Annotated in this window: 22 protein-coding genes; 12 read left to right on the top strand and 10 right to left on the bottom strand. The window is 73.6% G+C overall.

Translation table 11 applies throughout. From position 1 onward, the window contains the following. The coding region (locus J7I97_RS30160; protein ID WP_214941156.1) for a hypothetical protein at positions 1-299 on the bottom strand (299 nt) is incomplete at its 3' end. A 173-nt stretch (positions 300-472) separates the two neighbouring features. Between J7I97_RS30160 and J7I97_RS30155 the strand changes: the two genes are divergently transcribed. Further along, a complete protein-coding gene (locus J7I97_RS30155) occupies positions 473-1,912 on the top strand; it encodes a regulator (RefSeq protein ID WP_214941138.1) in 1,440 nt (479 codons plus the stop codon). Between the two features lie 183 nt (positions 1,913-2,095). On the opposite strand, the gene J7I97_RS30150 is transcribed toward J7I97_RS30155, so the two are convergent. Further along, positions 2,096-3,367 carry an FAD-dependent oxidoreductase gene (locus J7I97_RS30150; protein ID WP_308366100.1) on the bottom strand — a complete coding sequence of 424 codons (1,272 nt, stop codon included), beginning with the start codon at positions 3,365-3,367 and terminating at the stop codon, positions 2,096-2,098. A gap of 155 nt (positions 3,368-3,522) precedes the next feature. After that, positions 3,523-4,434 carry a TIGR01777 family oxidoreductase gene (locus tag J7I97_RS30145; protein WP_214941135.1) on the bottom strand — a complete coding sequence of 304 codons (912 nt, stop codon included), beginning with the start codon at positions 4,432-4,434 and terminating at the stop codon, positions 3,523-3,525. A gap of 129 nt (positions 4,435-4,563) precedes the next feature. On the opposite strand from J7I97_RS30145, the gene J7I97_RS30140 reads away from it, so the two are divergent. Next, positions 4,564-4,746 carry a hypothetical protein gene (locus J7I97_RS30140; protein ID WP_214941132.1) on the top strand — a complete coding sequence of 61 codons (183 nt, stop codon included), beginning with the start codon at positions 4,564-4,566 and terminating at the stop codon, positions 4,744-4,746. Here the strand turns inward: J7I97_RS30140 and J7I97_RS30135 are convergent. After that, complete coding sequence (locus J7I97_RS30135; protein ID WP_308366102.1) at positions 4,713-5,402, bottom strand: VIT family protein; 690 nt, start codon at positions 5,400-5,402, stop codon at positions 4,713-4,715. The two genes, J7I97_RS30140 and J7I97_RS30135, sit on opposite strands and share 34 nt — an antisense overlap. A 76-nt stretch (positions 5,403-5,478) precedes the next feature. Here J7I97_RS30135 and J7I97_RS39695 point away from each other — a divergent pair, with 76 nt between their 5' ends. Then, positions 5,479-6,564: a PP2C family protein-serine/threonine phosphatase gene (locus tag J7I97_RS39695; RefSeq protein ID WP_308366103.1), complete on the top strand. Its 1,086-nt coding sequence runs from the start codon at positions 5,479-5,481 to the stop codon at positions 6,562-6,564. A 145-nt stretch (positions 6,565-6,709) separates the two neighbouring features. On the opposite strand, the gene J7I97_RS30125 is transcribed toward J7I97_RS39695, so the two are convergent. Further along, a complete protein-coding gene (locus J7I97_RS30125; protein ID WP_214941126.1) occupies positions 6,710-6,964 on the bottom strand; it encodes a hypothetical protein in 255 nt (84 codons plus the stop codon). Between the two features lie 118 nt (positions 6,965-7,082). Here J7I97_RS30125 and J7I97_RS30120 point away from each other — a divergent pair, with 118 nt between their 5' ends. Both J7I97_RS30120 and J7I97_RS30115 read left to right on the top strand, forming a co-directional pair. Next, a complete protein-coding gene (locus J7I97_RS30120) occupies positions 7,083-7,454 on the top strand; it encodes an ArsC/Spx/MgsR family protein (RefSeq protein WP_214941123.1) in 372 nt (123 codons plus the stop codon). Positions 7,455-7,566: 112 nt separating this feature from the next. Then, positions 7,567-7,932, top strand: coding sequence for a hypothetical protein (locus J7I97_RS30115; RefSeq protein ID WP_214941121.1), 366 nt, complete (start codon positions 7,567-7,569; stop codon positions 7,930-7,932). A gap of 68 nt (positions 7,933-8,000) precedes the next feature. Here the strand turns inward: J7I97_RS30115 and J7I97_RS30110 are convergent, their stop codons facing one another. Then, positions 8,001-10,103, bottom strand: coding sequence for a PIG-L family deacetylase (locus tag J7I97_RS30110; protein WP_214941118.1), 2,103 nt, complete (start codon positions 10,101-10,103; stop codon positions 8,001-8,003). A 150-nt stretch (positions 10,104-10,253) separates the two neighbouring features. Then, on the bottom strand, positions 10,254-11,366 hold the full coding sequence (locus J7I97_RS30105; RefSeq protein WP_214941115.1) for an acyltransferase: 1,113 nt from the start codon (positions 11,364-11,366) through the stop codon (positions 10,254-10,256). Positions 11,367-11,660: 294 nt separating this feature from the next. Here J7I97_RS30105 and J7I97_RS30100 point away from each other — a divergent pair, with 294 nt between their 5' ends. Then, entirely contained in the window at positions 11,661-12,206 is a 546-nt protein-coding gene (locus J7I97_RS30100; protein ID WP_308369345.1) for a hypothetical protein, read from the top strand. Positions 12,207-12,278: 72 nt separating this feature from the next. Here J7I97_RS30100 and J7I97_RS30095 read toward each other — a convergent pair whose 3' ends face one another. Continuing rightward, positions 12,279-13,259 carry a Gfo/Idh/MocA family protein gene (locus tag J7I97_RS30095; RefSeq protein ID WP_251051212.1) on the bottom strand — a complete coding sequence of 327 codons (981 nt, stop codon included), beginning with the start codon at positions 13,257-13,259 and terminating at the stop codon, positions 12,279-12,281. A gap of 252 nt (positions 13,260-13,511) precedes the next feature. On the opposite strand from J7I97_RS30095, the gene glnII reads away from it, so the two are divergent. The 3 genes from glnII to J7I97_RS30080 all read left to right on the top strand — a co-directional run bounded on the left by glnII (position 13,512) and on the right by J7I97_RS30080 (position 15,617). Continuing rightward, on the top strand, positions 13,512-14,531 hold the full coding sequence (glnII, locus tag J7I97_RS30090) for a glutamine synthetase (RefSeq protein WP_214941112.1): 1,020 nt from the start codon (positions 13,512-13,514) through the stop codon (positions 14,529-14,531). A 160-nt stretch (positions 14,532-14,691) separates the two neighbouring features. Continuing rightward, entirely contained in the window at positions 14,692-14,889 is a 198-nt protein-coding gene (locus tag J7I97_RS30085; protein ID WP_308365653.1) for a hypothetical protein, read from the top strand. Positions 14,890-15,005: 116 nt separating this feature from the next. Continuing rightward, positions 15,006-15,617, top strand: a complete 612-nt coding sequence (locus J7I97_RS30080; protein ID WP_214941109.1) for a winged helix-turn-helix domain-containing protein — start codon at positions 15,006-15,008, stop codon at positions 15,615-15,617. A gap of 78 nt (positions 15,618-15,695) precedes the next feature. Here J7I97_RS30080 and J7I97_RS30075 read toward each other — a convergent pair whose 3' ends face one another. Continuing rightward, positions 15,696-17,147, bottom strand: coding sequence for a PepSY domain-containing protein (locus J7I97_RS30075; protein WP_214941106.1), 1,452 nt, complete (start codon positions 17,145-17,147; stop codon positions 15,696-15,698). A gap of 60 nt (positions 17,148-17,207) precedes the next feature. Next, a complete protein-coding gene (locus J7I97_RS30070) occupies positions 17,208-17,975 on the bottom strand; it encodes a hypothetical protein (RefSeq protein WP_214941103.1) in 768 nt (255 codons plus the stop codon). A gap of 65 nt (positions 17,976-18,040) precedes the next feature. On the opposite strand from J7I97_RS30070, the gene J7I97_RS30065 reads away from it, so the two are divergent. From J7I97_RS30065 to J7I97_RS30055, 3 genes are all read left to right on the top strand, one after another. After that, entirely contained in the window at positions 18,041-18,616 is a 576-nt protein-coding gene (locus tag J7I97_RS30065; protein ID WP_308365642.1) for a rhomboid-like protein, read from the top strand. Between the two features lie 62 nt (positions 18,617-18,678). Next, entirely contained in the window at positions 18,679-19,473 is a 795-nt protein-coding gene (locus tag J7I97_RS30060; protein WP_214941100.1) for a tyrosine-protein phosphatase, read from the top strand. Between the two features lie 101 nt (positions 19,474-19,574). Beyond that, positions 19,575-21,503, top strand: a complete 1,929-nt coding sequence (locus J7I97_RS30055) for a hypothetical protein (protein ID WP_374103745.1) — start codon at positions 19,575-19,577, stop codon at positions 21,501-21,503. Positions 21,504-21,544: the final 41 nt, after the last annotated feature.

The raw sequence follows: 21,544 nt of genomic DNA, 5'->3' as shown, positions 1-21,544 counted from the left end.
GCGAGCGGCTCGGGCCCGGCGGGCGGTTCGGGCAACGGCCCCGGGAGCTGTTTCGGCCGGCGACGCCTCCCCTTGGGCGGCCGGTCCGGGTCCTCGTCCGCCCGCGGCAGCCGCCGGTGTCCCTCCGAGTGGTCGTTGACCCAGCCGCACACACCGCACGCGTACCGCCCGTCGAGCCCCGCGATGTACGTACCACAGCGGCGGCACTCGGCCTCGGTCAGCTCGGGCGCCGGCAGCGGGGCAGAGGGTCCCGCCACGGACTCTGCCGGGGGCTGCGCGCTGGTGGGCCAACGGGTCATGAGCCGCAGCGTACGCGGGCGGAGGGGGGCAATCCGTAAAGAGCCCTACCGGTTCTGCACACGATCGGATGAATGTGGGACAGAGGGGGCGGTGCAGGCGAAGTTCGCCGCTACATTCACGCCGTTCACAGGGCCGGGACTCCGGTCCGTCACGTCAGGAAACCGTGGAGCCGATGACGGAACGACCTGCCCAGCGCGTCCCCAACCGGCATCTCGCGGCGCTGATCGCGGAAGCCGGGTTCTCCAACGCCGGGCTGGCCCGGCGCGTCGACCAGCTCGGCCTGGAGCACGGTCTCGATCTGCGGTACGACAAGACCTCCGTGACGCGCTGGCTGCGCGGGCAGCAGCCGCGCGGAACCACCCCGGCGCTGATCGCGGAAGTCTTCACCCGGCGCCTCGGGCGCCGGCTGTCGGCGCAGGACCTGGGCCTGGACGCCTGCGCTCCGGTGTACGCCGGGCTGGAGTTCGCGGCCACCCCCGAGGAGGCCGTGGACATCGCGAGCGGGCTGTGGCGCAAGGACTCCGGTTCGCACGCCGAGCTGCGGAAGATCGCGTTCACCCCGGCCGGCCTGGTCGTGCCCAGCCGGGACTGGCTGATCGGGCGGCCCGACGAGCGGGTGGGCCGGGGCGCCGATCCGGCGGCGGCCCGGATCCCCGCGCAGGGGCGGGTCACGGTGCCGCGGCAGCGCCAGATCGACCGCGAGCCCGGACAGCGGGTGACCAGCGGGGACATCGCGGCCCTGAGGTCGGTGAGCGAGCTGTTCCGGACCCTGGACGAGGCGTACGGCGGCGGGCACGCCCGGCAGGCCCTGGTGCGGTACCTGGAGCACGAGGCCGAGCCGATGCTCCGGGGGACCTACGGGGAGACCACCGGGCGGCGGCTGTTCTCGGCCGCCGCGGACCTGACCAGGCTCGCGGGCTGGACCTCGTACGACATCGCCGCGCACGGGCTCGCCCAGCGCTACTTCGTGCAGGCGCTGCGCCTCGCCCAGGCCGCCGGGGACCGGCCGTACGGCTCGTACGTGCTCGTCACCATGAGCCGCCAGGCGGTCTACCTCGGCCACGGCCGGGAGGCGGTGCAGCTGGCCCGGGTGGCCCAGCAGGGCGTCGGCTCGGGCCCGCCGCCGGTGGTGCAGGCGCTGCTGCACTCGGCGGAGGCGCGCGGCCATGCCGTGCTGGGCGAGGTGAGGGCCGCGACGGCCTCGCTGGTGCGGGCCGAGCGGGCGCTGGGCGCGGCCCGGCCGGGGGACGACGTACCGCACTGGGCGCGGTTCTACGACGAGGCGCAGCTGGCGGACGAGTTCGGGCACTGCCACCGGGACCTCCAGCAGTACCGGGCCTCGGCGCAGCACGCGGAGCGCTCGCTTCAGCTACGGGCGCCCGGCTACGCGCGGTCCCGGCTGTTCTGCCGGGTGGTGCTGGCCACGGCCCGGCTGGGGCTGGGCGAGCTGGACCAGGCGTGCGCGCTGGGCGCGGAGGCGGCGCAGCAGGCGATGGAGATGCGGTCGGTGCGCGCGGTGGAGTACGTACGGGACTTCGAGCGCAGGCTGGAGCCGTACCGGGACGCCTCGGCCGTGCGGGCGTACCGGGACCGGGTCGCGGCGCTGTCGTGATCTTGACGCGCCCCTCGCACGGCTCGGCCCCGGGGGGCCTCACCGGCTTCGAGCCGCTGCGTCGGCCTCCGTCCGCCGGAGTGAACGGGTCTGTGCACGGTCGGTGTCTGCCCAGGGCCCGGTTCCGCAGGGGGGAACCGGGCCCTGACCCGCGGCCGGGCCCCGTGGCTTGGCCCGGCGGCCTCAGGCCGCCACCGGCAGGGCGGGCTCGCCGGGGGCCGGGATCGGGATGCCGAAGTCGCGCAGGACCGCCGTGGCGGCGCGGCGGGCCGAGTGCAGGGCTCCCTGGACGGTGTTGGTGTCGCGGTGGTCGCCGCACACGTACAGCCCGGCCAGGACCCGTACCGGGCGCCGCAGGTCGTACGGCGGGGGCATGGCGGGGACGGCCTCCGGGGTGTGGTGGAAGGCCAGCAGGTCCCAGTCCCGGGTGGTGGTGTCGTAGAGCCGGGCGAGGCGTGAGGCGACCGTGCGCAGCGGGGGCGGCGGGCCGAGCACGGTGGTGCTGACCAGGCTGCGGCCGGCCGGCGCCCGCGTCGGGTCGACCGCGCTCATCACGGCGGTGTGCGCGACGGGCCACCTGGGGTCAGCGTCCAGGAGCAGCGAGCCGTCCCAGGGCACGGGCGCGGCGGTGGCGTGGTGCAGGACGGTGACCTCGTGGAAGCGGGGCACGCGCAGCCCGGGCAGCAGTTCGGCGGCGGCGCGGGCCCCGGTGGCCAGGACGGCGGAGCGGCAGCTGAAGTCGCCGTGCTCCTCGGTGGTGACCAGGTTGGTCGCCACCGAGCGGACCCGGACTCCGGTGCGCACGGTGCCGGGCGGCAGGGCGGTGGCGAGGAGCGCGGGCAGGGTGGCCGCGCCGCCCTCGGGCACGGCGAGGCGGCCGCGGACGAAGGTGCGCAGGGCGAGGTCGGCGGCCCGGCTGGAGGTGGTGAGCTCCGGATCGCAGAGCAGGGTGGCGAGCAGTGGCCGCAGTACCGCGCTGATGGTGCGCGGGGGCAGTCCGCGGCTGCGCAGGGCGGTGAACGCGGTGCGTTCGGGGCGGGCGAGCAGGCGGTCCACGGGCAGGGCGGCGAGCCGGCCGAGGGCAGCGCTGAGCCGGGCCTGGTCGAGGGAGCCGCTGGCCAGGGCGCGGGCCGGGGTGAGGGCTCCCGCCCGCTGCTGTTTGCCGTCGCTGTGGACGAGGACCCCGGGCGCGAAGGGGCGCAGGGTCAGGTCCTCCAGGCCCGGGGTGCGTTCGAGCTCCGTGTACGAGGTGTTGAGCAGCTGGCCGATCCGGTCCAGCCGGAACCCGTCGACCTGCTCGGTGGCCATCCGGCCGCCGGGATCCCCGGCGGCCTCCAGGACGGTGACCGTGACCCCCGCGGCGATCAGGTGGTGTGCGGCCGCGAGTCCTGAGACTCCGGCTCCTACGATGACGACGTCCGCATGGTGCGCGGCATGGTGTGAGCTGGTGAGCACGTGCCCCTCCCCGAGGTCGGCGCGGCTGTGTGGGGATCCTCCTTCCCCCAACAGGCTCCGGGAGAACCCGAGTCCGGTGAGGGATTCCGACCAACTCCGGTCGCATGGCGGTCGCATCCGGGTCACAAACGGTCGCACGGGAAACATGGGAGCTACTACTGGCGCTCCCCCTCCAGCGCCGCCCGGATCGCCTCGTCGATCCCGGGGTACCGGAAGACGAAGCCGGACTCCAACAGGCGGGTGGGCCTGGCCCGCTGACTGCCCAGCACGTCCCCGGCGAACTCACCGAGCACGACGCGCATGGCGGCCGCCGGTACGGGGAACAGGGCCGGGCGGCGCAGTACGCGGCCCATCGCGGCGGTGACCTCACGGTTGGTCAGGGGCTCGGGGGCGGTCAGGTTCACGGGGCCGGAGACCGAGTGCGTGTCGATGAGGTGCCGCAGGGCGGCGATCTCGTCGTGCATGGAGATGTACGACCAGTACTGGCGGCCGTTGCCGAGGCGGCCGCCGACACCGGCCCTGAAGACGGGGAAGAGCTTGCCCCACGCCCCGCCCTCGCGGGCGACGACCAGCCCGGTGCGAGCGAATACGGTCCGCACGCCGGCCTGCTCGGCGGGGGCGGCGGCGGCCTCCCACTCCACGCAGACGGAGGGCAGGAAGCCCTCGCCCGCCGGGGCGCTCTCGTCGACGGGGCGGTCGCCGGTGTCGCCGTAGTACCCGACGGCGGACCCGCTGACCAGGACCGGCGGCGGCGCGTCGAGGCCGGCCATGGCCTGGGCGATCGCGGCCGTCCCGAGCACCCGGCTGTCGCGGATCTCCTTCTTGTACGCGGCGGTCCAGCGGTGGTCGCCGACCCCGGCGCCGGCCAGGTGCACCACGGCCGCGCAGCCGGTGAGCCCGGCGGGGTCCACGTGACACCGGCGGGGGTCCCAGTGCGCCTCGTCGGGGGCGGCCGGGGCGCGGCGCACGAAGCGCACCACCTCGTGCCCGTCCGCGCGCAGGGACCGTACGAGGGCCGTGCCGATGAGGCCGGTGGAACCGGTGACCGCGATACGCATGCCGTCCATCCTGCCGGGTCGGCGCACGGCGGGACAGGATTCCCGGCCGAGGGCCGGAGCTGCACGTGCAGGACCGGACCGCCAGGACCGGCACGTGCGGGACCGGCACGTGCAGGACGGGACCTCCAGGACCGGCACGTGCAGGACCGGCGCGTGCAGGACCGGCGCGTGCAGGACCGGCGCGTGCAGGACCGGCACGTGCAGGACCGGCGCGTGGAGGACCGGCGCGTGGAGGACCGGCGCCAGGACCCGGACCGCCAGGACCCGGACCGCCAGGACCCGGGCCGTCAGCCGGTGCCCAGCCAGGTGCCCACCGCGTAGGTGACGGTCATCGCCAGGGCGCCGCCCGCGACGTTGCGCAGGACCGCCCGCGAGGCAGGGGCCCCGCCCAGGCGCGCGCTCACCAGCCCGCACAGGGTGAGCGCCGCCAGGACCGAGGCCACTGTCACCGGGACCCGGGCGGACGGGCCCGGCAGGACGATCGCCAGCAGCGGCAGCAGGGCGCCCACCGTGAAGGCGATCAGGCTCGCCAGGGCCGCATGCCAGGGGTTGGCCAGCTCGTCGGGGTTGATGCCCAGCTCCACCCGGGCGTGGGCCCGCAGCGCGTCCCGCGCCGTCAGCTGCTCGGCGGCCTCCCGGGCGAGCTGCCGGCTCAGGCCCCGGGCCACCAGGAGCCCGGTCAGTTCGTCCAGCTCCGCCTCCGGCTCCTCGGCCAGCTCCCGGCGCTCCGTCTCCAGGGCCGCCCGCTCCGAGTCCCGCTGGGAGCTGACCGAGACGTACTCCCCCGCCGCCATGGACAGCGACCCCGCCAGCAGCCCCGCCACCCCCGCCGCCAGGATCGACGCACGCGCGGTGGTGGCCCCGGCCACGCCCACCACCAGGCCGGCGGTTGAGATGATCCCGTCGTTGGCCCCGAGCACCCCCGCACGCAGCCAGTTCAGCCGTGTGCTGATCTCCGCGCTCTGCTCATCCGTCACGGCACCACTGTCGTGGCCTACGGCGTACGGGGCCACCCGGCGTGCGCGCCCCGCGCGGCGGCACCAGGGTGGAGGGGTGAGACGCGGACGCGAGGAGCCCGGCTGGCTGCGCGGGGCACCGCCGCCGCGCTGGGCACGGTTCGCGCCCGCGGTGGCCCTGGTGGTGCTGTGCCTCGCCCAGTGGATCACTCCCCGCAATGTGGAGCTCGGCTATTTCCTGGCCGCGCTCCCGGCGGTCGCGGCGTTCTCGTACGGGGCCACCGGCACGGCGGCCTTCGCCGTGGTCGTGCTGGTGCTGCTTGGGGTCCCGCGGCTCGGCGTCGGGCACGCCCAGGGCACCGACCTGGCGACGGTGGCCACGGTGGGGCTGCTCAGCGTGGTGATCGCCTGGGTACGGCGGCGCCGGGACGCCCAGCTGGTCAGCGTGCGGTCGGTGGCGGAGGCGGCCCAGCTGGCGGTGCTGCCGCCGGTGCCGGAGCGGGTGGGCCGGGTGTCCTGCGCCGCGCTGTACCGGGCGGCCCAGCGCGGCACCCTGGTCGGCGGCGACCTGTTCGACGTACGGGCCGGGCCGTACGGGGTGCGGGCGGTGGTCGCGGACGTGCAGGGCCACGGGCTGGCGGCGGTCGGCACGGTGGCGGCGCTGCTCGGGGCCTTCCGGGAGGGGGTCCTGGACGACGCGGAGCTGGCGGCCGTGGCGGCCCGGCTGGACCGGCGGCTGCTGGCGGACGCGGCGGCGGCCTCGGTGGAGCACCCCGAGCTGTTCGCCACGGCGGTGCTGCTGGAGTTCCCGCCCGGGCTGGACCTGGTGCGGATCGTGTCCTGCGGGCATCCCCCGGTGCTGCTGCTACGCGACTTCGCGGCCTCGGAGGTGCACGTCGAACCCGGCCCTCCGCTCGGCCTGGGGCTCGCCGGGGCGGAGTCGGCCGCGGTGGCCGAGCTCGCGCTGCTGCCCGGCGACCGGCTGCTCGCGCACACGGACGGGGTCACCGAGGCCCGCGACGCGGCGGGGCACTTCTACCCCCTCTCCATCCGCGCACCGGTGCTCGCGACCGACCCGACGGGCCTGGCCGCGGCGGTGTGGCGGGATCTGGTGGCCTTCACCGGCGGCGGACCGCGCGACGACGTGGCGATGCTGGTGCTGTCCAACAAGGCCGGCGCCTGACGCTCCGCGGGAATTGCCGCACACCGGCCGCGGGCACCTCGTGGCTGGTCGCGCGGTTCGCCGCGCCCCCGCGGAGCACGGCCGTCGGCCCCCGGGGCAAGACCGGGGGCCGGCGGGCGGGCGGGCGGGCGGGCGGGCGGGCGGCTCAGCTTCCGTCGCGGATGAAGGAGCGCACCATCTTGCAGGTGAGGTTGGACGGCCGGTGGATCCCCACCCGGACGGCCATCGTCCGGATCTTCCGGTTGGTGGCGCGCTGGGCGTCGTACGTCCCCGTGTCGAGCAGGGATATCGCCAGCCGCATCGCCTTCAGACGGCGGTTGTGGCTCTCGTACCACTCGCGGGGCAGACCCGCGGGCAGCGGCTTCTTCTTCGGCATCTCAATGATCGCGGCAGCGGCCATCTACAGCCTCCCAAACGGTAGTTGGCTTCCTGTCGTTCTCCTTCGATTTTACTGGGGACCACTGACAAAAGCCCCTGGCCAGACGGTCTCCCGCCACACGCTGACTACCCTTGGGGCCATGGAGATCTGGATCAATCCCGCCTGTTCGAAGTGCCGCAGCGCGCTGACCCTGCTGGACGCGGAGGGCGCCGACTACACGGTGCGGCGCTACCTGGAGGACGTACCGTCCGAGGCCGAGATCCGCGAGGTGCTCGGCCGCCTCGGGCTGGAGCCGTGGGACATCACCCGCACCTCGGACCCGCTGGCCAAGGAGACCGGCGTACGGGACCTGCCGCTCGAGGAGAGCGACACGGCGCGGGCGCGCTGGATCGCCCACCTGGCCGCGCACCCGAAGCTGATCCAGCGTCCGATCATCACCGCCGCGGACGGCACGGCCGTGGTCGCCCGCTCCGAGGAAGCCGTCCGCGAGGCCCTGTCCCGCAAGGCGTAGCCCTCAGCGCCGTGCGGACGCTCCGACACCGCGCCGAGCGCGCGGGCCGGGAGGAGACTTGGAGAAGGGCGGGGCAGGGGGAATCTCGGGACGGACCGGCCGTGGAGGAATCATGACGGGAACGACACGGGAGCAGACCCCCGTCGTCTTCGAGGGCAACGGCGCCGAGCTGCGCGTGATGGAGATCGGCGGGGGCTTCTCCGTCGCGTTCGGGCGCTTCGACAAGGGCGTGGACATGACCCCGGCGTTCAAGGGGCTGCCGGACGACCTGTGCCCCTGCCCGCACTGGGGATACGTACTCAAGGGCAAGCTCGGACTGCACACGAAGGACGGCGACAAGGTCTACTCCGCCGGAGAGGCCTGCTATTGGTCGCCCGGACACGCCCCGGTGGCCCTTGAGGACACCGAGTACCTCGACTTCTCGCCGACGGATGAGTTCAAGGCGGTCATCGACCACCTGATGGCCCAGCTGGGCTGACCCGGAGCCGTCCGTCCGACGGCCGGCCCCGGGATCAGCGAAGCGAATCAGCGAAGCGAATCAGCGGCTCAGTGGGTTTCCGCCGGCACCGGCTCGTGGGTCCGCCAGGAGGCCTCGCCGACGGGCCGGAACCCCTCGGACGCGTCCAGGACCAGCGTGGTCAGGTGGGCCTGGGCGTCCAGGAAGGCGACCGTCAGGTGGCCTTGGGCGTCCAGGGCCGCCGACTGGGCGTGAATGAAGGGGCCGCCGCCCAGGGAGATCCACTCCTGCTCGGCGGGGGCGCCGTCCAGGGGCTGGATGCTGAGGCTGAGGCCGCTGTCGTCCGTGCGCTGGATCAGGGCCGCCCGGTCGCCGGGCAGCGGTGCGTGGGCGAGCGGGCCGAAGCCCGGCGTGGTGCAGACGATCTCGGGCTGGGTGTTCCAGACGCCGTACGCCTCCTCCTGACGGTGGGCCAGGATCCAGCCGGTGCCGGGCTGCCGGGAGAACATCAGCAGCCGCTCGTCCGTCTGCTCCAGGAGCGCCACCGGGCCCGCGGGCTGGTTCAGCTGCGTGCCGTAGTCCAGCTTGAAGCCGGTGACCGCGGCGGCCTCCTGCCCGGCGGGCTGCTCGAACCAGCGCAGCATGCCCATCCGGTTGGTGGCGTACAGCTCGATGGTGCCGCGGCGCAGGGTGACCGCGGAGGCGCCTTCGAGCGCGCCGCCCTTCAGGTCGGACCACGGCTCCCAGCCGCTGTCGGTCAGGCGGCGGCCGCTCAGTCCGGTGCCGAAGTTCCGCTGGACGATCTGGATGCCGCCGGCGGCGGTGGCGGCGGCCACGGGCATGCCGAGGGACCGGCGGCGGCTCAGGTTCTCCGGGGTCATGCGGTACGGGCTGGCCAGATCGGTCCACTCGCCGAACTCGCCGACGCCGCCCTCTTCGGTGGAGGACTGCGCGATGTGCATCACGGAGCGCTGCTGCTGCGCCGGGTCAGCCCCGACCGAGAGGCGGACCGCCACCACGTGGATCCGGCCGCCGGTGTCGCGTACGACGTCCAGCCGCGCGGTGCAGCGCCCGGCGTTGTCCGGCCACTGCCCCAGCGGGGCGGGGCCCGACCAGGAGGCGCCGCCGGGCTCGTCCTGCGTCCACATGACGGGCCGCCCGCCCAGCACGGCGAACGCGGTCAGCCGGCCGTCGGAGCGCAGCTGGAGCCAGTTGGTGCCGGGCAGCCAGCGGTAGCTGGTGCTCTGCCCGTAGAAGCGGTTGTACGCGCGGTTGCCCAGCGGGCGGTCGCCGCAGCGGCCGGGGGGCTGCTCGCAGTCGTGGCCGTCCTCGCCGCCGTACACCGCGAGGTAGCGGAACTTGCGGGCGGCCTCCTGCGGGCTGAGGTTGTTGGGGCGCAGCTTGTTGCAGTAGCCGAGGTAGCTCTCGACGGCGGGCGCGGCGGCCGGGGCGGTCGCCTCGTAGCGGGCCAGCGCGGCCAGCGCGAAGTGGGCGGCCGCGGTGTGGTCGCTGTTGTCGCAGTAGGTGACGGTCTCGGTCTTCGCGTCGAACGCGGTGCGGTCCGGGTCCGGGTTCATGATGCGGACGAGCGCCGGCCGGTACTGCGCCAGGAGGTCGGCCAGCGTCTCGGTGACGCCGCCGCGGGTCATCGGCTTACCGCTGCGCCGGGACGGGATGGGGCTGTCCTCGGGGCGGAGCGTGGCGAGGTCCTCGCACGTCTTGTTCCACAGGCCCTGGAGGCTGCTGCCCTGCGCGCCGCGGCCGGTGCGCAGGTTGAGGAAGACCAGCGTGACGCGGCCGTCCTCCAGCGTGTTGACCTCCGCCGTGATGCCGTCGGACACCGGGGTCGTCGTCCGCGTCCACTCGGCCCGGCGGCTGCCGGTGACCATGGCGGCGTAGGCGGCGCGGATGCCGTGCTGGCGGGCCGCGGTGTAGCCGGCGTAGTCGGGCACGGCCTTCGGGCGGGCCGGGTCGTCCATCGCCAGGTTGATGCCGTCGCTCTCACCGGTCGTCAGGTACACGCTGACCACGGGGATGCCCGCCTGCACGGACTGGAGGAGGTCCGGCGACATGAAGTACAGGTCGTCATCGGTGTGGGCGCAGATCTGGAAGTGCGGGGCGAGCCCGCCGAAACCTTCCTGTGGCTGCGCCTTGGCGGCGGACGAGCCCGTGAATCTCTTGAGCAGGCGCATGATGGTGTACCCCCTGGATGGATGGAGAAAGCCGGCTGGTCAAACCAGCCGGCGCGCCGGGGAAGCCGATGGCTTCGGCGCGGAGTATTCAGAAGAGCGGCGGGCACGCAAGGCGTCGGCAGACGGCAGGCGTGCGGCGGACGTCGGCGGTCAGAGGCGGGCGAGCCCCTGCTTGAGCAGACGGCCGACGGGCCGCTCCACAAACCGGTGCACGAGCCAGGCGGCGATCAGGACGGCCACGGTCACCGAGGCGAGCAGCACGTGGACCGGTACGCGGTCCTCGAGGAGGCTGAACATCTCGCGGCCGATGTTCTCGTGCAGGAGGTACAGGGGGTACGTCAGGGATCCCGCGTACGGCAGCCAGCGCCAGGTGATCCCGGAGAGCTTGCCGCAGGCGATCAGCGCCATGACGCCGAAGCATGCCGCGACGATGACCAGGACGGGCCAGTACGGGACTTCGTGTCCGACGTACTTCGCGGTGTTCTTCCAGGTCATCCGGGTGGACGGCAAGGACGCGCAGAACGAGACCAGCACGATGCCCACCAGCATGAGCGTCGGCCGGAACCGGTACATCAGGTAGAAGGCGATGCCCGCGATGAAGTACCAGCTGTACTGGGGCATCACCAGCATCTGCAGCGGCCCCTCCGGCGCGGAGGAGAAGAGCGCGCTGACGACGATCCACACCCAGCAGAAGAAGACGAGCCGGCGATAGGTGAGGCCCCACCAGGCGATCACCGCGAACAGCAGGTAGAAGCGCATCTCGGCGAACAGGGTCCAGTAGGCCCCGTCCACGGACTCGACGCCGATCGGCTCCTGGAGCATCGTCAGGTTGGTGACGACGTCGGTGAGCTCGAGCGGATGGCTCCCGCCGGGGACCACGGCGAGCGTCACGGTGGTCGCGATGACCGCGAACCAGTACGCGGGGAACAGCCGGACCACGCGTGAGACGAAGAAGTACTGGAGGGGCTTCCCCCAGCAGCTCATGCAGATGACGAACCCGCTGATCAGGAAGAACAGCTGCACGCCGAGCCAGCCGTAGGCGGCGACCGGGAAGAGCGTGGGGAAGTGCACCTTGCCGTCGACGCTCCAGCCGCCGGTGCGCGCGATGTAGTGGTAGGCCACCACGGCGAGCGCGGCCGCGATCCTGAGCCCGTCGAGCACGAAGATGCGCCGGGGGCGGTCGCTCGCGACCGGCGGGGATATCTGCTGGACGGGCACGGACACCCCAGGCTGAACGGGCGTACCGCGCACGTATCCAAGCATGGTTGCACCCTCTGGGAATGGACTCATTGACCGCGCGGCCATCAACTCAAGGGGTCCTACGCACGTACCGAAAGCATAGAAAGCTGAAATCAGGACCAAAGGCCTGGAACCAACCCCGCGTGAAGCGCGTCTAGGCACTGTAAACCTTCAATGCGGGAAAACCCGAGCCCCCTGTGACAATGTTGAACGAGACGTTCCGATTGTCGGATTAGTCTGTCCGGGCAAGTGGGGAGCATCACCCCCATAGGGTGAGCTCAGCCACAAAGGGGTACGGACCGCACCAAAGGACCCGTCGTGACCGAGCAGCAGCCGCAGCAGCCTCCTCCCCCCGCCCCCACCCCCGCTCCGCCGCTCCGTCCACGCCGGCGCGGGGCGGACTGGATGTTCGGCGGGGTGTACGGGACCGTGCTGGCCAGCGGGCTGCTGGCCGCACTGGACCAGAAGGGCGGGGACTACACCCCCTTCTACGACGCCAGCTGGGTGCTGGTGACGGCGGTCGCGTCCGCGCTCGCGCACGGGTACTCGCACCACATGACCAGCCATCAGGCGGGCTCGGCCGCGCACCGCTGGCAGGTGCTCGTGCGGGCGCTGTGGAACGAGTGGCCGATGATCACGGCCACTCTCCCCACCGTCCTGCTGCTGACGATCGCCGGGATCGCGGACTGGGACTCGTACGGGGTGACGGCCGTCGGGCTCGGTCTGAACACCGCGCTGCTGTTCGGCTGGGGATCCTTCGTGGCGGTCCGGGTCGGCTACCGGATCGGCTCGGCCCTGCTGATCGGCCTCGCGGACGCCACCATCGGGCTGGTCATCATCGTGGCCAACGCGCTGATCAAGTAGCGCCTCGGGCCAGGTGGCGCCTCGGACCGGGTCGCGCTTCAGGGCAGGTGGCGCCTCGGGCCAGGTGACGCCTCAGGGCAGGTGACGCCTCGGGACACGTGACGCCTCAGGGCAGGTGACGCCTCGGGCCTGGAGCTGTGCCTCCGCCCCGGCCAGGATCTCGGTCAGCCGGGCCCCGAACTCCGCCCCGAGCGGATCCGGCACCCCGGTCCGGGCGGCGGTGAGCAGCGCGTCCAGGGCCCGCCCGTAGGCCCCCGGTACGTCGCTCCAGCCGGGCAGCGAGAACACCCCCTCGGCCCCGCGCAGCTCCAGGCCCACCCCGGCGGCGGCGCGCGGCGCACCCAGGCTGAGCACGGCGGTGCTGGCCGCGCCGGAGGCGTGCCGCAGGGCCAGCTGGACCACGTCGGAGGGGCCGCGGGTCGCGCTGACCCCGGTGACCTCGCCGAGGACCGGGATCAGGACCGACAGCGCGTGCGGGCCCACGTCCCACAGCCCGCCCTTGGCCTTGCGCCAGGGCGAGTCGGCGTACGCGCTGGGCGCCCCGTCGGGCGGGAAGACGGCGCCGAGCCAATGGGCGCTCGCCGTGAACCATCCCGAACGCGCGGCCTGCTCCGCGACCCAGCCGGCGGTCGGCTCGGCGAAGCGGAGGGTGAGGAAGACGACGGAGGCGACCTCGTGCTCCCGGGCGGCGGCCGCGACGGCCCGGGCGTCCTCGACCGTGGTCGCGACGGGTTTGTCGAGCAGTACGTGACAGCCCGCGGCGGCGGCCCGTACGGCGAGCGGAGCCTGCACGTCCGGCGGCAGGGAGAAGGCCACGGCGTCACAGTCGGCGAACAGCTCGTCGGGGTCTTCGTACACCTTCACGCCGTACGCCCGCGCCAGCTCGGCCGCGGCTTCGGGGCGCCGGCCCCAGACTCCGGTGAACACGGAGCCGGTGTGCGCGGCGAGGGCGGGGGCGTGTGTGCGGTGGGCCCAGGGGCCGGTGCCCAGCAGCCCGACACGGGGAAGGGGGCTCGCTCCGGGGTCCGCGGGAGCGTCGCCGATGGAGTTCAAATCATACGAAATGCTCACCAGCTCAGTCTGCCCCACCCGGACGGGTGTCCGGCCATCAACCCGCACAAGCCGCCCCACCTGGGGTGCAAACCTCGGTAACACGGGGTTCACACACGGGCAACGGAAGAGAAATCGCGGAGGGGCACGCTGCGGTCATCACCGCGCACGCAATCGCAGCACCGCAACCGCAGCACCGCATCGCAGCACCCGCAGAGGCTGCGCCCGGAGCGACGCACCGAAGGATGGGGCCCCGTGAGCTACAAGGCTGAGTACATCTGGATCGACGGCACCGAGCCGACGGCGAAGCTTCGCTCCAAGACGAAGATCCTTGCCGACGGGGACGCGCTGCCGATCTGGGGCTTCGACGGATCGAGCACCAACCAGGCCGAGGGCCACGCCTCCGACCGCGTGCTCGACCCGGTGTTCTCCTGCCCGGACCCGATCCGCGGCGGGGACAACGTCCTCGTGCTGTGCGAGGTCATGAACATCGACATGACCCCGCACGAGTCGAACACCCGCGCGCTGCTGCGTCCGGTCGCCGAGAAGTTCGCCGCGCAGGAGGCGATCTTCGGTATCGAGCAGGAGTACACCTTCTTCGACGGCACCCGCCCGCTCGGCTTCCCGGTCAACGGCTTCCCGGCCGCGCAGGGCGGCTACTACTGCGGCGTCGGCTCGGACGAGATCTTCGGCCGCGAGATCGTCGAGAAGCACCTGGACCACTGCCTCGCGGCGGGCCTGAGCATCTCCGGTATCAACGCCGAGGTCATGCCCGGCCAGTGGGAGTTCCAGGTCGGCCCGGTCGGCCCGCTGGAGGTCTCCGACCAGCTGTGGATCGCGCGCTGGCTGCTGTACCGCACGGCGGAGGACTTCAACGTCTCCGCGACGCTGAACCCGAAGCCGGTGAAGGGCGACTGGAACGGCGCGGGCGCGCACACCAACTTCTCCACGAAGGCGATGCGCGAGGACTACCGCGCGATCATCTCCGCGTGCGAGGCGCTGGGCGAGGGCTCGAAGCCGCTGGACCACGTCAAGAACTACGGCGCGGGCATCGACGAGCGCCTGACCGGTCTGCACGAGACGGCCCCGTGGAACGAGTTCAGCTACGGCGTTTCGGACCGCGGCGCGTCGGTCCGCATCCCGTGGCAGGTGGAGAAGGACGGCAAGGGCTACATCGAGGACCGCCGCCCCAACGCGAACGTGGACCCGTACGTGGTGACCCGCCTGATCACCGACACCTGCTGCTCGGGCCTGGAGAAGGACGGCCTGGTCTGAGCACCGGCCGCCCCCGGCCGACAGCCTGACCGGCACCCCGACTGAGGAGCAGCGCCCGCCGAGCCCCCGTGGCCCGGCGGGCGCTGCTCTGTCAGTGGACTGGCGCAAGCGGCCGGCCGGTTGACGGTTTGTCGGGTTTGTTGGGGTCACTCAAGACGTGATCGCGGAATTTGAGATTCCGATCCACGAGGTGAGACAGGGTCTGCCCCGGGTGACCGGCGTCTGCTTCAATGGCGTCATGGCCAGCAATTCGCACACCTCGTCAGGTCGCAGCGACCTCGAGCCGTTCTGGCCCTCCCGTCAGCATCATGATTTCGACCGGGAGTGTTGCCGCGCGAAGAACGCGCCGGCCCTCTAAAGCCTTCCGGGACTTCCCACCGGACCTCCCCCGAGGCCTTCGGTCTGCGCGGTACGACAACGCGACGTTCACGTACGTCTCCTGCCGACCACTCCGCGTGAAAGAGCTGACCACTCATGGCGAACACTCGTTCGATCACTTCTGCCGCCTCCGCTGCGATCACCCCTCTGACCTTCCCTCCCAGTCCGCGCCACCGGCTGCGCGCCGTGGACCGGGACGAGATGGCCCGGGTCGCGGAGCTCCTCCCGCCCGGCGCCACCTGGCTCCCCGCGCCGCAGCACACGCTGCCGACCCTGCCGGGCCAGCCGCCGATGGTCGGCTACCTGGTCCTCGTACCGGCCGACCAGCAGCCCCAGGCCACCTTCGCCCCGCGGGCCGCCTTCGCCCCGCGGGCCGCCACCGCCCACGCCCCCGACCCGGCCCCCGGGACCTCGTCCACCACGGGCGACTCCCTGGTACGGATCGACCCGGCCCAGCGCACCGCCGAGGTCGACGGGCAGGTACTGGACCTGACCTACCTGGAATTCGAGCTGCTGGCCCACCTGGTGGCGCACCCGCACCGGGTGCACAGCCGGGACCAGCTGGTGACCACCGTGTGGGGCTACGGCCACGTCGGCGACGGCCGGACCGTGGACGTCCACATCGCCCGCCTGCGCCGCAAGCTGGGCGCGGCCCACCGCGGCGCGATCCAGACGGTGCGCCGGGTGGGCTACAAGTACGCGCCCTGAGGCCTGAGCCGTGATCTGGCGTGACGTGACGCGACGGTGGGCCCGTACTCCCCGAGGAGTACGGGCCCACCGGCCGTTCTAGACCGCGGCCTTGGCGGCGCGCCGCGCGGCCACGAACCCGAGCAGCACGTCAACGGCCAGGAACGCGACCAGGCTGATCCCGAGCAGCGGCACGAACCACCCCACCACCGCGGTCACGGCGGCGAGCGGCAGCAGCAGGGTCACCGGCACCTTCCGCAAGGCCCCGCGCGGCTGCGGACGGCCGGCGCGGAGCAGGCGCTCCTTGGTGGGCCTGCGCAGCCACCACATCCGGTAGCCCCAGAACACCAGGAACATCAGCGCGACGGCGAGCGCGGCCAGCGCGAGCTGGTTGGCGAGCCCGAAGGTCTGTCCCATGTGCAGATCGATGCCGAAGCGCGTCAGCTGTGCGAGGAAGGGGTAGTCCGCGAAGCGCAGTTCGTCCATGACCCGGCCGTCGGCGGGGTCCACGGCCACGGCGTCCAGGTGCACCGGCACCTGCTTGTCCTTCTCCTTGACCACGTAGCCCTTGCCCTTGGCCGGGAGCGTCACCTGGAGGTGCTCGGTGACCCCGGCGGCCCGGGCGGCGTCCACGGCCTTGTCGATGCCGATGTCGGCGGTGGGCGCGGGCGGCGGCATCTCCATGTCCTCGGTCATGACGTGGCCGGCGTGCTCGTCGGCCCCGCCGGCGCCCGAAGCCCCCTTCAGGGAGGCGGAGACGGAAGGGGTGGCCCCGCCGAGGCGGTCCTGGAGCTGCCCAATGTTCTCACCGGCGTACTTCGACCAGGTCAGGCCGGTCGCGGACAGCGCGACGAGTCCGGCGACGGCCCAGAGGCCGACGGTCCCGTGCCAGGACAGGGTCCGCCGGCGGCCGGTGGCCGCGCGGTCGGGCAGCAGGAGCCGGGCGCGGCCGGCGCGTCGGCGCCCGATCCACAGGGCGAGCCCGCCCAGTGCGACCACCCACAGCCAGCTGGCGGCGAGTTCGCTGTAGACCCGGCCGAACTCGCCCAGCTGGAGGCTGGAGTGGAACTCGCTCAGCCAGGCCCGCAGCGGCAGCGCGTCACCGGCGGTGGTGAGCTGCCCGCGCACCGCGGCCGTATACGGGTCGACGAAGACGGTGAGGGTCTCGCCCTCCCCGAGCCCCGGGCCCTCCATGATCACCCGGGTGGTCGCCTCGGCCTCGGGCGCGGGCCACACGCCCACGACGTGCCCCTGGGGCGCGGCGCCCTGGGCGGCCTGGACCTGCGCGCTGAGCGGCAGGGCGCTCTCGCCGACGCGGGCGATGGTGAGTTCGTCGGCGTAGACGATCTTCTCGGCCTGCCAGGAGAGTGCGTAGAGCAGTCCGGTGGCGGCGGCGATGAACAGCAGCGGGGCCATCAGCAGCCCGGCGTAGAAATGCATCCGCAGGAGCAGCGGCCGCAGGGCCGCCCAGCCGCTGCGCTTGGTGTCGGGCACGGGATGGGAAACGGGAACGTCCTGTGCGTGGACGTGCTGGAGCTCGTCAAGGGACATGGTGGTCCTAGGTGTTGGCGAAGACATGGGTGACCGGCCCCGGGTCCTCGCCGTTCGCTCTCAGAGGCAGGCGGGAAGGCCGGGGGCCGTGGCTCGGGTGTCACGGCGCCCGGGCGGCCCGCGCCGCACCACGGCATGGGCGTGGACGGCCCCGCGCAGCCGGCGCGGCCGCTCGTACGTCCGGCGGAACGCGGGCCGCGGCGGTACGGGGGCCACGTGCGTCCGTATCAGGACGAGCGCGCGGGACAGCGGCCGGGCGGCGAGCAGCGCGGCCGCGGCCAGCGCTCCGGCCAGCCGGAAGACGGCGGCCTCGCCCCACGCCAGCCAGACGGCGCAGAACAGCGCGGCGAGCACGTGGGCGGCGATCATCCCGAGGCCGCCGTGCCCGGCGATGTCGGCGAGGTCGGCGACCTTCGCGATACCGGCCGGCGCGTTCGCGGGAGCTTCGGCGGCCATGCCGCCCATGCCGCCCATGCCACTCACGCCTGCCACGCCTGCCATGTCGGCCATGTGGTGGGCGGCCATCGCATCCGGGGCCGGTATCGCCGGCTGGACCGGATCGCCCGCGTGACCCGCCTGGCTCCCGGAGAGGACAAGGTGCAGCACCCCTTGGAGGGCGAGCAGCGCCGCTGTGATCCCCAGCGGACCCCGCCGCCGCCCGGCGCCGAGCCAGGCCAGCGCTCCAGTGACCCCAAAGGCGCCCACAAGCCCCATAGCGGGAATATCCGTGCCGGACATGTACGAATGCCCCGCCGCGGCCAAGGCGACACACACCGCCGCGAACATCGCGGCCCGCGTGGTGCGCATCGGTGCGCGGGAGGCAGACATGTCCTGTTCATGCTCGCACGGGGCCCGGTGGTGCCCGGAGGAGGGCCGTATCCGATCATGATCGGGTGAATCCTTTGCCATGGCCGCCACCCCTGGGCGCGCTGTACGCGGGCGGGGTCCAGCTCGGTGCGTTCGCCCTGGGGCGGCTGGGGGCGGCGGAGCGGGAGCACGTGCTGCGCCGATGCTCGACCAATGTCGACAACCTCGCCGCCGGGCACTGGGAGACGCTGCTGAGCAGCGCCTTCGTCGTCGAGGAGCCCATGCCGCTGCCGTACGCGCTGCTGCTGGTCGCGGTCCTCGGGTACGCGGAGTACGCGTACGGGGCCTGGTGGACCGCGGCGGTGTTCCTCTTCGGTCACGCCGCGGCGACCCTGCTGGTCTACGGGGTGCTGCGCGGGACGGCCGGGCCCGAGACCCGGCGGGCCCTGGACGTGGGCACCAGCTACGGGCTCAATGCCGTGCTCGGCGCGCTGACCTCGGCCCTTCCACGCGGGGCCGTCCGCACCACCGCCCGGGCGGGGCTGCTGGCGCTCGCCGCGGTGCCCGTACTGAGGCGCGATCGGAACTTCACGGACGCGGGCCATCTGGCGGCGCTGGGGCTCGGCGTCGGGCTTTCGGTGGCTCTCGATTACCTTTCCTGACCGAAACATCCGAAAATCGTATGAATGACACGCGTCACTCGCACCCCGCTGGAGCTGCCCCGATGACCGCCACCCCGTCCACGACCGTCGCCAATCTCCGTGACCTCGGCGGAACCCCTCTCTCCGGCGGCCGCACCGTCCGCTCCGGCCTCGTCCTGCGCTCCGGCCAGCTCGACCGGCTCGACCTCGACGCCGACCCGGCAGTGGCCGCGCTGGGCCTGCGCACGGTCATCGACTTCCGCACCGACATCGAGCGCGCCGACCACCCCGACCGGGTGCCGGACGGCGTCCGCGTCCTGGTCGGCGACGTCCTCGCCGACAAGATGGGCGCCGGCAAGGTGCCCGCCGCGGCGCAGCTCAAGGACCTGCTGTCCGACCCGGTGGTCGCCGAGGAGCACCTGGGCGGCGGCAAGGCACAGACCCTGTTCGGCGGCATATACCGGTCCTTCGTGAACTCCGGCTCCGCGCAGGCCGCGTACCGGATGCTGCTCACGGAGGCCGCCGATCCGGAGGCGGGCCCGCTGCTCTTCCACTGCACGGCCGGCAAGGACCGTACGGGCTGGGGCGCGACGATCATCCTGTCGCTGCTGGGGGCCGACGACGAGACCCTGATGGCCGAGTACCTCTCCGTCAACCCGGCGGTCAAGCAGGCCTTCGCGCCGATGATCGAGGGCTTCACGGCGGCCGGCGGCGACCCGGACATCGCGCTGGCGCTGATCGGGGTGTTCCCCTCGTACCTGGAGGCCGCGCTGGACGAGGTCAGCACGCGGTACGGCTCCATCGAGAAGTACGTGCGCGAGGGCCTGGGCGTCTCCGACGAGACGGTCGAGGCACTGCGGGCGCGTCTGACGGTCTGAGCCCTCGCGGGCTTTGCGGCCCGGGGGCCCCTCCCGGCTGTAGCCGGGGCGTGTGCACCGGGAGCGGGTGACCATCGGACGATTCGCTCGTTCTGCTGACCGTGACTGCACCGGATACCGCCACCCGTCCCCTGTCTCCCGTGCCGCCCGACGTCGAGCAGGCCGAGGCCGCCATCGTCGAGCACTACCCGCGGCTGGTGCGGCTCGCCTATCTGGTGCTGCCCCCCGCCCTCGGCCGCAACCGGCGGGTGCTCACCGCCCATTCGCTGACCCAGCGCGCCCTGCCCCGTGGGCGGCGCGGCGCCGACAGCGGGGTGAAGGGCGGGGTCCCGGCCCAGCGCGACGGGGTGGACGGGGGCGAGTCCGGGTACGCGTACGTCCGGCTGCGGGTGCTGCGCACCGCCCTGGAGGCGGGGGTTCCGCTGACGTTCCGGGCCCGGCCGCTGCGCGGGCAGCTGCCGCCGGTGCTCCCCCAGGTGTGGGGGCTGCGGCTGTTCCCGCGCTCCGGCGGAGCGGAGGAGCTGGCCCTGGACCAGTGGCTGGCCACCCTGTCCGGGCCCGGCCGGGCGGCCTGCGTGCTGCGGGCGCTGGAGCGGCTGCCGGAGCCGGAGGTGCTCCGGGTGCTCACCGAGGCCGGGGTCGCGGACCCTGCCGTGGCGATCGCGGAATCCGGGGATCCGGCCCATGACGCCCTGTTCGCCTCCCCCGAGTTCGACCCGTGCGTGCTCCAGGCCCGGCCCACCGACCTGCTGCGCCGGCGCCGCCTCCTGCGGGCCGGGCTGGCCGCCGGGGCCGCCCTCGCCGTGTGCGGGGCGCTGCTCGCGCTGCCCGGCGGCGGCTGGGGGGCGGACGGGGCCGCGGCCCCGCTGTACGCGCGCAACGCCGCGGCGGAGCAGGCCCTTGACCCCGGGAAGCTGACCCGGGTCGCGCCCGCGGTGTGGCGTACGTCCTCCCGTACCGACTTCTCCGCCTGGCCGGCCCGCGGCGACCGCGCCGACGACACGGAGCTGCTGCGCCGGGCGCTGGCCGTATGGGCCCGGCCCGGGGCGTCCGTGGTCGTCTCGGTCACCCCCGGCACCCCGTCCGGGCCGCCGATGGGACCGCCGCAGCTGCTGTTCGCGGGCACCGTGGACCAGGCCGTCGTGGTCCTGCTCTACGACGGCCTGCGCGTGGTGCGGTACGCCGAACCGCTCGCCGGGACCGAGGTCGCCGCCCTCGACTTCGCCCGGACCGACGGGGCCTCGGCGGACACGGCGACCGCCCTGGTGCTCAGCCGGGTCGACGGCAACGTCCGCTACCTGACGGCGCCCTGGGTCACCGGCGCGGCCCTGCGGGACCTGCTGCGGCCGGGCGATTCCCCGGCGGCGCTGAAGCTGACCCCGCACGGGGTCACTCCGCCGGTCGCGAGCCCCGCGCCGGGGGGCAGCTGTACCAGCTGGAACGCGCTGGCCCTGACCGGCGACGGCGCCACCCGGCTGGTCACGGACCTGGGCGAGCTGACCCCGGCCCGGCTGACCTCGGGCGCGCCGGGCGCCGAGCGCGATGTAACGGAGGCCGCGGAGCTCGGCGAGTGGTCGCGGACCGCGTGCCTGCTGCCCTCGGTCCGCTCGCACGGGGTCCGTACGGTCAACGCCTGGACGTACGCGAAGCAGCCGCTGCCCGAGCGTGACGGCACGGCGACCTGGCTGTGCACCCGGGCGGAGACCTGGCAGGGCACGGCGGACCGGGTGCAGGCGCAGTTCCTGGCCCCGGGCGCGCCGCTGGCGGCGCAGGCGGCCAAGGCGGAGGGCTCGCCGGCGTGCGGACCGCGGGAGCCCCGGGTGCTGGCGGGCGTGCTGTGGAAGTCCCGGGCGGGCCAGTGGTACGTACTGGCGGCGGGCAGCGCGCAGTTCACGTCGCTGTCGGTGTCGGGCGGCGGGGTGAGCGGGGCGGCGCCGGGCAACCGGCTGGCGGTGAAGGCCCCGGCGGGCGCCCAGGTCGACCTGACGGGCAAACTGACGGACGGCTCGAAGGCGGGGGTGCTGCGCTAGTGCCCTGAGTCGGAAGTTCTTGTCAGCTTCTCGGCCCTAAA

Origin of the sequence: Streptomyces sp. ISL-87 (assembly GCF_018614095.1) — a bacterium.
Lineage (GTDB): Bacteria > Actinomycetota > Actinomycetes > Streptomycetales > Streptomycetaceae > Streptomyces.
Note: the sequence above shows the minus strand (reverse complement) of the source record. Positions and strands in the feature narration are given on the sequence as shown.

What these genes read in the sequence shown, in the direction of transcription:
- J7I97_RS30145 (WP_214941135.1), bottom strand. Translation starts at nt 4,434, where the DNA reads ATGGACGGCATGCGTATCGCGGTCACCGGTTCCACCGGCCTCATCGGC.
- J7I97_RS30115 (WP_214941121.1), top strand. Translation starts at nt 7,567, where the DNA reads ATGACGGGAACGACACGGGAGCAGACCCCCGTCGTCTTCGAGGGCAAC.
- J7I97_RS30080 (WP_214941109.1), top strand. Translation starts at nt 15,006, where the DNA reads ATGGCGAACACTCGTTCGATCACTTCTGCCGCCTCCGCTGCGATCACC.
- J7I97_RS30125 (WP_214941126.1), bottom strand. Translation starts at nt 6,964, where the DNA reads ATGGCCGCTGCCGCGATCATTGAGATGCCGAAGAAGAAGCCGCTGCCC.
- J7I97_RS30120 (WP_214941123.1), top strand. Translation starts at nt 7,083, where the DNA reads ATGGAGATCTGGATCAATCCCGCCTGTTCGAAGTGCCGCAGCGCGCTG.
- J7I97_RS30105 (WP_214941115.1), bottom strand. Translation starts at nt 11,366, where the DNA reads ATGCTTGGATACGTGCGCGGTACGCCCGTTCAGCCTGGGGTGTCCGTG.
- J7I97_RS30060 (WP_214941100.1), top strand. Translation starts at nt 18,679, where the DNA reads ATGACCGCCACCCCGTCCACGACCGTCGCCAATCTCCGTGACCTCGGC.
- J7I97_RS30075 (WP_214941106.1), bottom strand. Translation starts at nt 17,147, where the DNA reads ATGTCCCTTGACGAGCTCCAGCACGTCCACGCACAGGACGTTCCCGTT.
- J7I97_RS30110 (WP_214941118.1), bottom strand. Translation starts at nt 10,103, where the DNA reads ATGCGCCTGCTCAAGAGATTCACGGGCTCGTCCGCCGCCAAGGCGCAG.
- J7I97_RS30070 (WP_214941103.1), bottom strand. Translation starts at nt 17,975, where the DNA reads ATGTCTGCCTCCCGCGCACCGATGCGCACCACGCGGGCCGCGATGTTC.
- J7I97_RS30155 (WP_214941138.1), top strand. Translation starts at nt 473, where the DNA reads ATGACGGAACGACCTGCCCAGCGCGTCCCCAACCGGCATCTCGCGGCG.